Source organism: Bradyrhizobium sp. IAR9 (genome assembly GCF_013408065.1).
Classification (GTDB): domain Bacteria; phylum Pseudomonadota; class Alphaproteobacteria; order Rhizobiales; family Xanthobacteraceae; genus Bradyrhizobium.
In genome coordinates, this window is sequence record NZ_JACBZW010000009.1 from 113,179 (window position 1) to 126,066 (window position 12,888).

General features: G+C 65.9%; 14 protein-coding genes. 10 read left to right on the forward strand and 4 right to left on the reverse strand.

Going from position 1 to position 12,888, the window contains the following annotated elements; translation table 11 throughout:
* Window positions 1-8: 8 nt before the first annotated feature.
* On the reverse strand, window positions 9-1,433 hold the full coding sequence (locus GGD67_RS23420; RefSeq protein ID WP_179736140.1) for an FAD-binding oxidoreductase: 1,425 nt from the start codon (window positions 1,431-1,433) through the stop codon (window positions 9-11).
* A gap of 84 nt (window positions 1,434-1,517) precedes the next feature.
* On the opposite strand from GGD67_RS23420, the gene GGD67_RS23425 reads away from it, so the two are divergent.
* The gene (locus tag GGD67_RS23425; protein WP_179736142.1) at window positions 1,518-2,024 is read left to right on the forward strand and encodes a thioesterase family protein; all 507 of its coding nucleotides are present in this window, start codon (window positions 1,518-1,520) and stop codon (window positions 2,022-2,024) included.
* Window positions 2,025-2,040: 16 nt separating this feature from the next.
* Here GGD67_RS23425 and GGD67_RS23430 read toward each other — a convergent pair whose 3' ends face one another.
* Window positions 2,041-2,214, reverse strand: a complete 174-nt coding sequence (locus GGD67_RS23430; RefSeq protein WP_018319670.1) for a DUF1328 domain-containing protein — start codon at window positions 2,212-2,214, stop codon at window positions 2,041-2,043.
* 237 nt (window positions 2,215-2,451) lie between these two features.
* Between GGD67_RS23430 and GGD67_RS23435 the strand changes: the two genes are divergently transcribed.
* From GGD67_RS23435 to GGD67_RS23475, 9 genes are all read left to right on the forward strand, one after another.
* Entirely contained in the window at window positions 2,452-5,058 is a 2,607-nt protein-coding gene (locus GGD67_RS23435; RefSeq protein ID WP_179736144.1) for an ATP-dependent helicase, read from the forward strand.
* 9 nt (window positions 5,059-5,067) lie between these two features.
* Entirely contained in the window at window positions 5,068-5,355 is a 288-nt protein-coding gene (locus tag GGD67_RS23440; protein ID WP_018319668.1) for a type II toxin-antitoxin system HicB family antitoxin, read from the forward strand.
* Between the two features lie 88 nt (window positions 5,356-5,443).
* Window positions 5,444-5,860 (forward strand): hypothetical protein, encoded by a 417-nt coding sequence (locus GGD67_RS23445; RefSeq protein ID WP_028145495.1) that lies wholly within the window; start codon window positions 5,444-5,446, stop codon window positions 5,858-5,860.
* The gene (locus GGD67_RS23450; RefSeq protein WP_179736146.1) at window positions 5,860-6,528 is read left to right on the forward strand and encodes an OmpA family protein; all 669 of its coding nucleotides are present in this window, start codon (window positions 5,860-5,862) and stop codon (window positions 6,526-6,528) included. Before GGD67_RS23445 ends, GGD67_RS23450 begins: the two co-directional genes overlap by 1 nt.
* Window positions 6,529-6,700: 172 nt before the next feature.
* The gene (locus tag GGD67_RS23455) at window positions 6,701-7,219 is read left to right on the forward strand and encodes a DUF962 domain-containing protein (protein ID WP_179736148.1); all 519 of its coding nucleotides are present in this window, start codon (window positions 6,701-6,703) and stop codon (window positions 7,217-7,219) included.
* 28 nt (window positions 7,220-7,247) lie between these two features.
* A complete protein-coding gene (locus GGD67_RS23460) occupies window positions 7,248-8,279 on the forward strand; it encodes an NAD-dependent epimerase/dehydratase family protein (RefSeq protein WP_179736150.1) in 1,032 nt (343 codons plus the stop codon).
* Window positions 8,280-8,306: 27 nt separating this feature from the next.
* Window positions 8,307-8,933, forward strand: a complete 627-nt coding sequence (locus GGD67_RS23465; protein ID WP_018319663.1) for an isoprenylcysteine carboxylmethyltransferase family protein — start codon at window positions 8,307-8,309, stop codon at window positions 8,931-8,933.
* Between the two features lie 294 nt (window positions 8,934-9,227).
* Window positions 9,228-9,437: a hypothetical protein gene (locus tag GGD67_RS23470; protein ID WP_092253409.1), complete on the forward strand. Its 210-nt coding sequence runs from the start codon at window positions 9,228-9,230 to the stop codon at window positions 9,435-9,437.
* Between the two features lie 143 nt (window positions 9,438-9,580).
* On the forward strand, window positions 9,581-10,885 hold the full coding sequence (locus tag GGD67_RS23475; RefSeq protein WP_179736152.1) for a sorbosone dehydrogenase family protein: 1,305 nt from the start codon (window positions 9,581-9,583) through the stop codon (window positions 10,883-10,885).
* A gap of 203 nt (window positions 10,886-11,088) precedes the next feature.
* Here GGD67_RS23475 and GGD67_RS23480 read toward each other — a convergent pair whose 3' ends face one another.
* Window positions 11,089-11,913, reverse strand: coding sequence for an aspartate dehydrogenase (locus GGD67_RS23480; RefSeq protein ID WP_179736154.1), 825 nt, complete (start codon window positions 11,911-11,913; stop codon window positions 11,089-11,091).
* 37 nt (window positions 11,914-11,950) lie between these two features.
* Window positions 11,951-12,868, reverse strand: coding sequence for a LysR substrate-binding domain-containing protein (locus GGD67_RS23485; RefSeq protein ID WP_179736156.1), 918 nt, complete (start codon window positions 12,866-12,868; stop codon window positions 11,951-11,953).
* Window positions 12,869-12,888 lie beyond the last annotated feature (20 nt).

A 12,888-nucleotide genomic window follows, 5' to 3' on the forward strand; every position in this document is an offset into this window, starting at 1 on the left:
CCGAAGGCCTACGCCTCCGGCACAATCTTGCCGGGATTGAAGATGTTGAGCGGATCGAGCGCCTTCTTCAGCGCTCGCATCGCATCGAGCGCCTCGGGGCCGAGCTCGGCCTGGAGGTATTTCTGCTTGCCCTGGCCGATGCCGTGCTCGCCGGTGCAGGTGCCGTCCATCGCCTGCGCGCGCTCGACCAGGCGATGCATGAACTCCTCGCCGCGCGCCATCTCGGCGGCATCGTTGGTGTCGCAGACCAGCGAGCAATGGAAATTGCCGTCGCCGACATGGCCGACGATCGGCGACAGCAGGTTGAGCCGCCTGAGATCTTCCTCGGTCTCGCTGACGCAATCGGCGAGCCGCGAGATCGGCACGCAGACGTCGGTCGCGACCACGCCGATGCTGTCGCCAGGCCGCAGCGCCTTCACCGACCAATAGGCATCGTGCCGCGCCTGCCACAGCTTGGTGCGATCCTCCGGCTTGGTGGTCCAGGAGAATTCGCCGCCGCCGCAATCCCTGGCGATCTCGCCGAACGCCTTGGACTGCTCGGCAACCTCGATCTCGCTGCCGTGGAATTCCATCAGCAGCAGCGGCGTCTCCGGCAGCGTCAGCTTCGAATAGGCGTTGCAAGCCTGCACCTGCGCGGCATTGAGCAGCTCGATGCGCGCCACGGGGATGCCGGTCTGGATCGCAAGGATGACGGCCTGACAGGCCCCGTGCACGGTCTCGAACGAAACCGCACCGGCCGCGATCGTCTCGGGGATGCCGCGCAGGCGGATGGTCAATTCCGAGATGATGCCGAGCGTGCCTTCGGCGCCGACGAACAGATGGGTGAGGTCGTAGCCGGCGGATGATTTCTTGGCGCGCGTGCCCGTGGTGATGATCTCGCCGTCGCCGCGCACCACCTTCAGGGCCAGTACGCTCTCGCGGATGGTGCCATAGCGCACCGCATTGGTGCCGGAAGCGCGGGTCGAGGCCATGCCGCCGAGCGAGGCGTCCGCGCCGGGATCGATCGGGAAGAACAGGCCCTGGTCGCGCAGATGCTCGTTCAGCGCCTTGCGGGTCACGCCGGGCTGGATCACGCAGTCGAGGTCCTCGGCATGCACCGCCAGCACCTTGTTCATGTCGCGCAGGTCGATCGAGATACCGCCGGCGGGCGCGTTGACCTGGCCCTCGAGCGAGGTGCCGGTGCCGAAAGGAATGACCGGGACGCGGTTCTTGGCGCAGATCCGCACCACGTCCTGGATGTCGGCGGTCTCCTGCGCCATCACCACGCCATCAGGCGGCTGGTTGGGAATCCAGGTGGTGGTATGGCCATGCTGCTCGCGCACGGCCTGCGAGGTGATGAGACGGTTGCCGAAGCGTGCGGCAAGCTGCTCCAGCGCGCTCGCGAGGGCTTTCGGCTCCGGCCGCGGCGGATTATTGGTGATGGTGGTACCCACGGACATTCCTCCCGACAGAAGAACCGTGGCAAAGGATATAAAACCGGTCAAGTCAAGCGACCGGACGCATAGCTGGAAGGAAACATGCCGGAGACTGCCGCCTCAGCGCCCAGAGCCGAGCCGTTCCGCGCCTCGATCATGCAGATCGAGCCGCAATGGATCGACTATAACGGCCATCTCAACATGGCCTATTACAACGTGATGTTCGACCGCGCGATCGACCAGCTCTGGGCCGAGCTCGGCATCGGGCCGACCTACATGAAGGAGCGAGGCGGTTCGACTTTCACTGCCGAATGCCATGTGCGTTACTTGCGCGAAATCCACCTCGGCGATCCCGTGCAGATCCTGGTCTGGCTGCTGGAGGCCGACGACAAGCGGCTGCACACGTTCGAGGAGATGCGGCACGCAACCGAGGGCTGGCTGTCGGCGACGTCCGAGAACATGTCGCTTCACATGGACATGAATGCGCGGCGCGTCGCGCCATTTCCACCGGATATAAGCGAGCGCATCGCTGTGGTTACCAAGGCCCACAGCGCTGTGCCGCGCCCCGAGGGCATCGGCCGGAACGTGGCGATGCCCTCGAAGCGGTAGCGCGTGATCCGGCGGCCTATACCCTGTTGCGGCCGCGGGCCAGGCCGACCACGGCCGAGACCAGGAACAGAACGACCGCGATGAAGAAGATGATCTTGGCGATCTCAATCGAAGCGCCGGCGATGCCGCCGAAGCCCAGGATGCCGGCGATCAGTGCGATAACCAGAAACGTCACAACCCAGCCAAGCATGGTCAAACCCTCGTCTTGATGTCTGTCTGCGTCTAGCGCGGCTGGCCGCGCCACCTGTCCAGACAATCTCGAGGCGGGAACGATGGTTCCGGCCCGGACAGGGTGGAAATTCGCGAGGACCGCTGGAACAAATTGACGTGCCCCGCACGTGGAAAACCTCGTTCCGCCGCCCCATATAGGCACCAATCCCTGTTAGAAGGCTCCCTTCCGCCACCCCGCGGTGCCATCGTGGGGCCCATGATTCGCATGACCGAGCCGAGCAAGATCACGTCCCAGAACGTCCCCGACCACCAGCCCGCACCCGGCGGCATCGCCGCGCGTGCGCGCGCCTCGGTGGGCCCGAAATATCTGTCCGGGCTCAATCCGGAGCAGCGCGAGGCGGTGGAGACGCTGGACGGCCCGGTCCTAGTGCTGGCCGGCGCCGGCACCGGCAAGACGCGCGTGCTGACGACGCGTATCGCCCACATCCTGAGCCAGGGCCGCGCCCGCCCCGCCGAGATTCTGTCGGTGACCTTCACCAACAAGGCCGCGCGCGAGATGAAGCACCGGCTCGGCCAGATGCTCGGGCACGCCGTCGAGGGCATGCCGTGGCTCGGCACCTTCCACTCCATCGGCGGCCGCATCCTGCGTGTCCATGCCGAGCTGGCGCAGCTCAAGTCGAATTTCACCGTGCTCGATGTCGACGACCAGGTGCGGCTGCTGAAACAGTTGCTGCAGGCCGAGAACATCGACGACAAGCGCTGGCCGGCGCGCATGCTCGCCGGCCTGATCGACGGCTGGAAGAACCGCGGCCTGATGCCCTCGCAGGTGCCCTCCGGCGAAGCCGCCATGTTCGGCAACGGCAAAGGCGGCAAGCTCTATGCGAGCTATCAGGAGCGGCTGAAGATTCTGAACGCGGCCGATTTCGGCGATCTGTTGCTGGAGAACATCCGCATCTTCCGCGAGCACCCGGATATCCTCAGGCAGTACCAGCAGCGCTTCAAATATATCCTGGTCGACGAATATCAGGACACCAACGTCGCGCAGTATCTGTGGCTGCGGCTGCTGTCGCAGGCGCCGGCGTCCGGCTCGTCATTGCCGGGCTTGACCCGGCAATCCATCGATTCTTCGCAAGATGGATCACCGGGTCTCGACGCTTCGCGTCGGCCCGGTGACGACGAGCAAAACACTGCAGCCCCTCTTCCCGCCAGCGAAAGAGCTCACGTCAAAAACATCTGCTGCGTCGGCGACGACGACCAGTCGATCTATGGCTGGCGCGGCGCCGAGGTCGACAACATCCTGCGCTTCGACCACGATTTTCCCGGCGCCAAGGTCATTCGCCTGGAGCGCAACTATCGCTCGACCGGCCACATCCTCGCCGCTGCATCGCATCTGATCGCGCACAACGAAGGCCGGCTCGGCAAGACGCTGCGCACCGAGGACCAGGACGGCGAGAAGGTCACGGTCACGGGCTCGTGGGATTCGGAAGAGGAAGCCCGCGGCATCGGCGAGGAGATCGAGCAGATCCAGCGCCGCGGCGAAAAGCTCAACGAGGTCGCGATCCTGGTGCGCGCCTCCTATCAGATGCGCGAATTCGAAGACCGCTTCGTCACGCTCGGCCTGCCCTATCGCGTCATCGGCGGCCCACGCTTCTACGAGCGCGCCGAAATCCGCGACGCGCTGGCTTACCTGCGCGTCATCAACTCGCCGGCAGACGATCTCGCCTTCGAGCGCATCGTCAACGTGCCCAAGCGCGGCCTCGGCGATGCCACCGTGCAGATGCTGCACGACCACGCTCGCAAGCGCCGCATTCCCTTGTTCGAAGCGGCACGCGCCGTGGTCGAGACCGACGAGCTGAAGCCGAAGGCGCGCGGCTCGCTTCGCGAGGTCGTCGCCCAGTTCGACCGCTGGCGCGCCCAGCGCGAGGTCACGGCGCACACCGACCTCGCCCAGATCGTGCTCGATGAGAGCGGCTATACCGAGATGTGGCAGAAGGACCGCTCGGCGGACGCCGCGGGCCGGCTGGAGAACCTGAAAGAGCTGGTGCGCTCGATGGAGGAGTTCGAGAACCTGCAAGGGTTCCTCGAGCACATCTCGCTGGTGATGGACCGCGACGGCGGCGCCGAGGACGACGCAGTGTCGCTGATGACGTTGCACTCGGCCAAGGGGCTTGAATTCGACAACGTGTTCCTGCCGGGCTGGGAGGAAGGCCTGTTTCCGAGCCAGCGCACGCTGGACGAACAGGGCCGCGCCGGCCTCGAAGAAGAGCGCAGGCTTGGCCATGTCGGCCTGACCCGCGCCCGCCGACGCGCCATGATCTATTTCGCCACCAACCGCCGGATCCACGGCACCTGGTCGACCACGATCCCATCGCGCTTCCTCGACGAGCTGCCGGCGGCCAATGTCGAGATCACCGAATCCAAGGGCGGCTCGGCCTGGGGCGGCACCGGCGGCTACGGCGCCTCGCGTTTCGACGACATGGAGGCGTTCGGCTCCACCTATTCGACGCCGGGCTGGCAGCGCGCGCAGGCAAACCGCAACCGAGGCGGCGGCCGCAATGGCGGCGGGGGCGGCGGCAGCAGAAGCGGCGGCTTCGAGGAAGAGGCTGCGACGTTCTCCTCCTCCTCCGCATCAGGTCCCGACTTCGGCAGCTTCTCCTCACGCCGCCGCGGTCCCCTGACGATCGAGGGCGAGCTGGTCGCCAAATCGACCGGCACCACCTCGGAATTCTCGCTCGAAGACCGCGTCTTCCACCAGAAATTCGGCTACGGCCGCGTCACCAAGATCGACGGCAACAAGCTCACCATCGCCTTCGACAAGGCCGGCGAGAAGAAGGTCGTGGACAGCTTCGTGCAGCGGGCGTAAGCGCGCGATATGGCTCAGTATGTTGCCATCATCGAAGACACCGATCCCGACGCCGTCAGCTTGTGGTTTCCCGACCTGCCCGGCTGCATTTCCGGCGGTGATGACGTCGACGAGGCCCTGGAGAGTGCACCGGAGGCACTCGCGTTCTATGCGCAGGAGCTGATCGCGGACGGCCGGCAGCTTCCTCCGCCCAGAACACTGGACGAGCTCAAGGCCGACCCTGAGTTCGCCGACGACCTCGGGAAACACACGGTCGCCCTGATCGAATGGCCGCCCCGCGAAGACGCCGCGGAGTGAGGACTGTTCGCCGCACTCCCCTCGCGTTCGACAGTTCTCGTCCGAACAGCCCTTGACCCGCCCGAACTTCCCCGTATCAGATGCAGCCATGGTCCGGGGCTCCATCACACTGATCTTGCTGGCATTGGGGATGCCGTCGCTTGCGGCGGCGGAGACCATGAGCTTTGGCGATTCGATTGGGCTGCTGGCCAAAAGCTGCGGCGCCGAAATCGTCGCCAATTGCCGCGGCGTCAATCCGGATTCGACCCGCCTGAAGGAGTGCCTGTCGCGCAACCGCGACGTGCTGTCCCAGCAGTGCGCGAGCGACTATCTCGGCGCGTTCGATGCCATCCAGAAGCGCGTCGCCGCGCGCGTCACGGTGGCGAACGCCTGCCAGCGCGAGATCGTCAAGGTCTGCGGCGGCTCGACCAAGGAGACCAGCAAGTCGATCCCCTGCCTGGTTTCGACGCCCAAGGGCATCAGCAACAACTGCCTGAAGGCCGTCGACGACGCGGGGTACCGCTGATGCGCGCGAGCAGGCTCTTCATCGCTGGAACCGCGGTCGCGTTCGGTCTCGCTTTGCTCGCGGGCACGGCCGTCGCCCAGACGGCGGCACCGACCCGCGACGACATCGTCGGCAAGCTCAACCATTTCGAAGAAGCCGCCGAGGTCGACCTTCCCGCGCTGAAGCAGCAGGTGATGGAGCGCGCCAAGACCAGGATCAAGAACGATCCCGGTCCGGTGAACCGGCCGCTGATCGCACCTGATCTCGCCAAGCTGCCCGCCTTCAATGCGCAGATCCAGTTCGATGCCGACACGCCGATCATCCAGCCGGCGTCCTACCAGACCGTCGGCCGCATCGCGGACGCGCTGGTTCATTCCTCGCTGCTGCCCTACACGTTCCTGATCGTCGGCCACGTCGAATCCAACTCGAAGACGCGCGAGGCCAACGCGATCCTGAGCCAGCGCCGCGCCGACGCGATCCGCGACGTGCTGGTGAACACGTTCAAGATCTCGACCAAGCGGCTGCATCCGATCGGTCTCGGTGAGGAGCAGTTTCTCGACCGGGCCAAGCCGACCTCGGCCGTCAACGGCCAGTTGCAAATCCTGACCTATGCCAAGCTGCCCGAGGACGCGCCGCATACGGCTGCGGCACCTGCGCCTGCGGCGAAAAAGCCCGCCAAGAAGCGCTGAGCGAGCGCAGCTTCGCACCCGACGGAACCCTTTGAAGTCCTGATCGTTTTGTAGCCTGTCCGGGGCGCACAAATACGGTTTCACGCGACAAAAGCCCCGGTTTGTGCACCGCCCGGTCCAGTGCTATAGCCTCTGTTCGCCCTTCCCCGACCCCGTGCTGCATGAGACCGAAATGGGTGGCTATTTTCAGCGCCAACTTGCCGTTTATGTCGAGTACCATCGCGACCCCCGGAACACCGCGATGCATGTGGTCGGTATTCTCCTGTTGTTCACAGGCGCCGTGATGCCGCTGACGCTGGTCAGGCTGCCGCTGTTCGGTTTCGATGTCAGCCTCGCCGTGATCCTGGCCTTGCCGGTCCTGATGTACTGGCTGCTGCTCGACGTGGCGCTCGGGATCGGCATTCTGGCGGTCTCGATCGTGCTGTTTTCGGTTGCGACGACCGTTGCGGCGCAAGTCAGCACCGCGACGATGTGGGCGATTTTCGCCGTGCTGGTGGCGCTCGGCCTCGCCGCGCAGGCCATCGGTCACAAGGTTTTTGAGGGCCGCGAAGCCTCGTTGTTCACTTTTCCTTCGCATCTTTTGCTTGGACCGATGTTCGTGATGGCAAAATTATTCATTGCATTGGGCTTCCGTCGCGACCTTGCCGCGATTCTGGCGCCTCTTCCGACCAATTCCCTTTCAACCCGATAGCTCTAGACGCGAAACAGCAACCTTCTGCATGGCTCTCGTACTGGTTACCGGTGGCAGTGGCTTCATCGGACATCACCTCGTCGAAGCGCTCCGCGCCCGTGGGCAGCGGGTGCGCGTTCTCGATGTCCGCGCGCCGGCCGCGGCGAACGCGGATGTTGAATTTGTCCACGGCTCGGTGCTCGACGGCGCCGCGGTCGATACTGCGATCGCCGGGGTCGATCAGGTCTATCACCTCGCCGGCCTGCCCGGCATGTGGGTCGCCAACAAGCAGGACTTTCACGACGTCAACTGTCGCGGCACCGAAATCGTGCTCGCGGCCGCAATGAAGCGCGGCGTGTCGCGCTTCCTGCACTGCTCGACGGAATCGATCCTGTTCCCCTATTCCGATCTCAAGGGCGCTGCCGCCGAAGAGGCGCTACAGCCGGCCGACGCGATGCCGGGCGCCTATACGCGCTCGAAGTCGCTCGCCGAGCATCATGCCGCGAAGGCGGCGGCCAGCGGCTTTCCACTCGTGATCGGCACGCCGACCATGCCGATCGGCGCGGCCGACCACAATCTGACGCCGCCGACGGCGATGCTGTGGTACTTCCTCCAGAAGAAGGTGCAGCCGCATCTCAACTTCCTGGTCAACCTCGTCGACGTCCGCGACGTGGCCACGGGCCTCGTGCTGACCATGGAGCGCGGCCGCATCGGCCAGCGCTACATCCTCGGCGGCGACTGCGTCCCGCTCGGCAACATCCTGCGGATGATGTCGGCGATGAGCGGCCGCCGGCAGTTCCCGGTCGTCGTGCCCGGCAAGATCGCCGAGCTCTCGGGCATCATGCTCGAATACCTCGCCGATCGTGTCACGCGCCGGCCGCCCAACGGGACCGCCGAGGGCGTGCGCATTGCGCTCGCCGCAAGCGACCTCTCGATCGGCAAGGCGCGCACCGAGCTCGGCTACGCGCCGCGTCCGATCGAGCCCGTGCTGCGCGAAACCATCACCCATCTGCTCGCCCGCAACGGCCAGCAGCCCTCCGGCGCCATCAAGCATCACGCGCTCTCCTCGCGCGCGAGCTAAAGCCGCCGCCCAACGCAAAGAACCTTCATGTCCTTCGATTTCAGCAAGCTTCTCTCGGTCGCCTGGGGTGGCTGGACCACGGCCTGGCCGACCGAACTCCTGGCCCTGGTCTGGCTCGCCTTTCTCGCCAGCTGGGTCGGCGCCTCGTTCTGGCAGGGGCGGACCAAGAAGCAGGTCATGACGCTGGAGTCGCAGCGCTATCGTCTGCCGATCCTGGTCGGCGGCATCCTGTACACGCCGTGGGTTGCACAGCTGCTGGGCTGGAAGCCGCTTTGGGTGCTCGGCAACACCGGCATCTACATCGCTGCGGTCCTCTCGGCCGCAGGCATCGCTTTCGCTTGGTGGGGCCGACTGCATCTCGGAAAATTCTGGTCGAACACCATCACCCACAAAGAAGATCACCGCGTTATCGACACCGGCCCCTACGGCATCGTGCGTCACCCGATCTACACCGGCTTGATCTTCGGCATGCTCGTCACCGGCATCGCAATCGGCCTCGTAACGACGATCCTCGGCGCGATCCTGATCTCGCTCGGCATGTGGCAGAAGGGCCGGATGGAAGAGGTGTTTCTGTCGAAGGAGCTCGGCGAAGACGCCTACGGCGCCTATTGCCGCCGCGTGCCGATGATCATCCCGTTCCTGTCGCCGCGGTGAGGGCGTAGCAGCTTCCTACTATTTTCTCCGCGTAAGACTGCTGTTGGTCCCGTCATCCTGAGGTGCGAGGTTTGCGATGCGAATGCATCGTAAGCCGAGCCTCGAAGGATGCACGGCCGCCAATGCATCCGGGCCCTCCATCCTTCGAGGCTCCCCATGCGGCGCGTTGCGCCCCATGGCTCGCACCTCAGGATGACGGGAACGGAATGGCGCAACTCGGAGCATTCAACCAGGAACCGCCCCTCTCCAAGCCCGTTATCCCTCGACAGCTGCCACCTGCGCGAGCATCGAGCCATGTCGGACGCCTACGATTATTTCCGCGAGCACGCGATCGCCGCCGTCCGCAAGGCGCGGGCACTGCCGCGTGGGCGGCCGAAGCAGAAGCAGCGCACGGTGGCGCGGATCTATCACCTGCTGTCCAAGGAGGCAGCGCTGGTGCCGAACATGCATCACCTCAACGATTTTCGCGCAGCACGGCGGCTGGAGCGTCAAATCTCTCGCTGATCTCCGGGCAAAGGCCGTCGGCGTTCGTCCCATGCAAAATCGATCGGCTGCCATTCCGCGGGAATAGGCCCGGCCGGCGCCCCACACAGGTTGACGTCTGCCCCGTCAGCCAGTTGGATGCGCGCGCAAACAGGGGCCCTCTCATGACCTTCTCCAGCGTCTTTGCGCAGTTCGTTGCGCTCCTCGGCGGCATCGCGCTGCAATGGCGGAAGCTGTCGGGCACCGTGCCTGCGCCGGCCTGGGGAGAGAAGCCCGCCATTCCCGAGGCGAAGCCGCAAGGCGCGATCCCGACTTTGAAGATGCCGACCGCGCGCGGCTGGAGCGAGGGCCAGAAGCCGACGGTCGCGCCCGGGCTCAAGGTCAACGCGTTCGCGACCGGGCTCGACCATCCGCGCTGGATCGAGGTGCTGCCCAATGGCGACGTGCTGATCGCGGAGGCGACGCAGATCGCTGGCGCGCCGCGCAGCGTGTTTCACTACGCGATGCAGACAACGATGCGGCGCGCCGCAGCGCTCGGCGTGTCCGCCGACCGCATCACGCTGCTGCGGGACCAGGACGGCGACGGCGTCGCCGAGCAACGCGGCGCCTTCATGGAAAATCTCAGCCAGCCGTTCGGCATGGCGCTGGTCGGCGACACCTTCTATGTCGGCAATACCGACGGCGTGATGGCTTTCCCTTACGTCGCCAATGCCGACCGCATCACCGCGCCGGGCAAGCGGCTCACGACGTTCAAGCCAAGCGGACACTGGACCCGCAGTCTTTTGGCAAGCCCCGACGGCAAGAAGCTCTATGCCGGCGTCGGCTCGCTCAGCAACATCGCCGAGATGGGCATGGAGGTCGAGGAAGGCCGCGCTGCGGTCTACGAGCTCGACCTCGTTGCCGGCACGCACCGCATTTTCGGCGCCGGCCTGCGTAACCCGGTCGGGCTGGCGTGGGAGCCAACTACAGGTGTGCTCTGGACCGTGGTCAACGAGCGCGACGGGCTCGGCGACGAGACGCCGCCGGATTATTTGACGTCGGTGCGCGACGGCGGCTTCTACGGCTGGCCCTATTGCTATTGGGGCAAGACGGTGGACGACCGCGTGCCCCAGGATCCTGCGATGGTCGCCAAGGCGCTTCAACCGGACTACGCGCTCGGCGGCCACACCGCCTCGCTCGGCCTGTGCTGGATGCCCGCGGGCACGCTGCCGGGCTTCCCCGACGGCATGGTGATCGGCCAGCACGGCTCGTGGAATCGCAGCAAGCTGTCCGGCTACAAGCTGGTGTTCGTCCCGTTCGAAAACGGCAAGCCGTCCGGTCCCGGTCGCGACATCCTGTCGGGCTTCCTGTCCCCGGACGAGAAGGAATCCTACGGCCGCCCGGTCGGCGTCGTGATCGGCCCCGACAAGAAATCGCTGCTGATGGCCGACGACGTCGGCAACGTGATCTGGCGCGTGAGGGGGGCGTAAGGTAGCCAGGCGACACGGGCGCTCGCATAGGCGTCCCGTCATCCTGAGGCGCGAGTGGCGCGATGCGCAGCATCGCGCCGGGAGCCTCGAAGGATGAACGGCCGAGATGCAGCCGGGCCGTCGTCCTTCGAGGCTTGCTCTGCGCCGCATTCGCGTCCCAGAGCAAGCACCTCAGGATGACGGTGATGGAGCGCTTCGATCGCTCACGTCCCCACGCACAACGTCGCGCGCTGTTTGCGCAGCAGCGCGATGACCGACAGCGCGGTGATCAGACCGGTCTTGGGATTCTCGGAGGGAATGTTCTCGATGCCCATCGAGAACCGCGCCGAATCCGCCTCGACCTCGATGCGGTGAACGTTGCGCGTCACGGTTGGATCAGCCCAAACCTGGATCTCGGTCCGATCAGGCCCGATGCCCGCCAGCGACAACGCAACGGCGACATTGACGTTCGCCGGAAAGCCCTTCGCCGCTTCGCGCGCACTGCCCTCGAACAGTTTCAGTGGCTCGCGCAGATTGTCGATGTCGATGTTGTTCTGAACGATGAAGGGCGCGCCCTTCAGTCCGTCGATCGGCTTGCGCGTCACCATCTTCACCGAATGGATGGTGCCGATTGCGGCGGCGTTGACGGCATCGAGCCCGATCAGCGCGCCGGTCGGCACGATGATGCGGCCGCCATTGGCACGCGCGAGATCGACGAGATCGAAATTGTCGAGCAATCCGCCGACGCTGACGACGACCGCGGCCTTGCCGCGCTTCACGGCAGGCTCGACGATCGCACGCAACTGGCTGCTCGGTGCGCACTCGACCACGATGTCGGCGACCTCGCCGAGCTGATCGATCGGCAGGATCTTCGGCGGATGACGCAGACCGCCGATGAAGGCCTGATGCTTGGCGGGATCGCGCACGGCCACGGCCGACATCGCCAGCCCCTCGATGCCCTGATCGAGCGCGGTCGCGATCTTGGTGCCGATCGAGCCCAGCCCGGCAATGGCGACCCGCAACTCGCTCGGAGCTCTCTGTTCAGTCATCGCACTCACCTCTGATCCGGGCTTCCGTCATAGCCCCTCATGCCTCCCGCGCATAGCTGCGCAGGCGCGCCTCGAGCACCGCCAGCATGGCATCGCGGGCCGGATCGCGCGAGCCGCGCAGCCACGCGGCGGCGAGCGGCAGCCGGCCGACCGGCCCGCTCTGCCTTGGCCGCAGCGGCACGAAGCGCACGCCCGACACCGCCATCCGTATCGTCCAGCGCGGCACGATCGCAACCCCGAGCTTCGTCGCCACCAGGTTGATGATGGTCTGCTTCTCGTCGGCGACCTGGACGATGCGCGGCGTCATTCCGGCCTGATCGAACAGCTTCACCGTGAGGTCGTGGCTGTGCGGCCGCGAGCGGCGGTCCGGCACCAGCATCGCCTCGTCGGCGATGTCGGCCAGCGTGATCGACTTGCGCCGGGCCAGCGCATGCTGCTGCGGGAAGGCCACGATCGCGGTCTCATGGAGCAGATCGCGGAATTCGAGCCGCTTGTCCGCGCGGCCGGGCGGGCGGACGAAGGCGAGATCGAGCGCACCCGTCAGGATCTTCGGCAGCAGCCGGACCGTCTTGTCCTCCAGGATCTGTACCGCGATATCAGGATGCTTGGCGCGGAAGTCGCGCAAGAGCGGCGGCAGCAGCCCGGCGGCGGCGCTGTCGATGGCACCGATCCGCAGCCGCCGAGCAGCGCCGGCGCGCGAGCGGTTGCGCAAGTTGCTCTCGACCGCCTCGACCTTGGCGAGGATGGCGCGGGCATCGCGCAGCAACGTCGTGCCGTCCTCGGTGAGCGACACCGCGCGCGTCGTCCGCGCGAACAGCCGCGTGCCCAGATCCTCCTCCAGCAGCCTGATCTGGCGGCCCAGCGCGGAAGGCAGCATCTGGAGCTGCTGCGCCGCGCGGCCGAAATGCAACTGCTCGGCCGCCGCCACGAAGCATCGGAGCTGATGCAATTCCATCCCGGGTCCTCTCGTCTCGC

Coding starts and splice junctions, on each gene's coding strand:
- GGD67_RS23435 (WP_179736144.1), top strand. CDS start 2,452: ATGATTCGCATGACCGAGCCGAGCAAGATCACGTCCCAGAACGTCCCC.
- GGD67_RS23485 (WP_179736156.1), bottom strand. CDS start 12,868: ATGGAATTGCATCAGCTCCGATGCTTCGTGGCGGCGGCCGAGCAGTTG.
- GGD67_RS23440 (WP_018319668.1), top strand. CDS start 5,068: ATGGCTCAGTATGTTGCCATCATCGAAGACACCGATCCCGACGCCGTC.
- GGD67_RS23475 (WP_179736152.1), top strand. CDS start 9,581: ATGACCTTCTCCAGCGTCTTTGCGCAGTTCGTTGCGCTCCTCGGCGGC.
- GGD67_RS23470 (WP_092253409.1), top strand. CDS start 9,228: ATGTCGGACGCCTACGATTATTTCCGCGAGCACGCGATCGCCGCCGTC.
- GGD67_RS23430 (WP_018319670.1), bottom strand. CDS start 2,214: ATGCTTGGCTGGGTTGTGACGTTTCTGGTTATCGCACTGATCGCCGGC.
- GGD67_RS23480 (WP_179736154.1), bottom strand. CDS start 11,913: ATGACTGAACAGAGAGCTCCGAGCGAGTTGCGGGTCGCCATTGCCGGG.
- GGD67_RS23425 (WP_179736142.1), top strand. CDS start 1,518: ATGCCGGAGACTGCCGCCTCAGCGCCCAGAGCCGAGCCGTTCCGCGCC.
- GGD67_RS23450 (WP_179736146.1), top strand. CDS start 5,860: ATGCGCGCGAGCAGGCTCTTCATCGCTGGAACCGCGGTCGCGTTCGGT.
- GGD67_RS23460 (WP_179736150.1), top strand. CDS start 7,248: ATGGCTCTCGTACTGGTTACCGGTGGCAGTGGCTTCATCGGACATCAC.
- GGD67_RS23465 (WP_018319663.1), top strand. CDS start 8,307: ATGTCCTTCGATTTCAGCAAGCTTCTCTCGGTCGCCTGGGGTGGCTGG.
- GGD67_RS23445 (WP_028145495.1), top strand. CDS start 5,444: ATGGTCCGGGGCTCCATCACACTGATCTTGCTGGCATTGGGGATGCCG.
- GGD67_RS23455 (WP_179736148.1), top strand. CDS start 6,701: ATGGGTGGCTATTTTCAGCGCCAACTTGCCGTTTATGTCGAGTACCAT.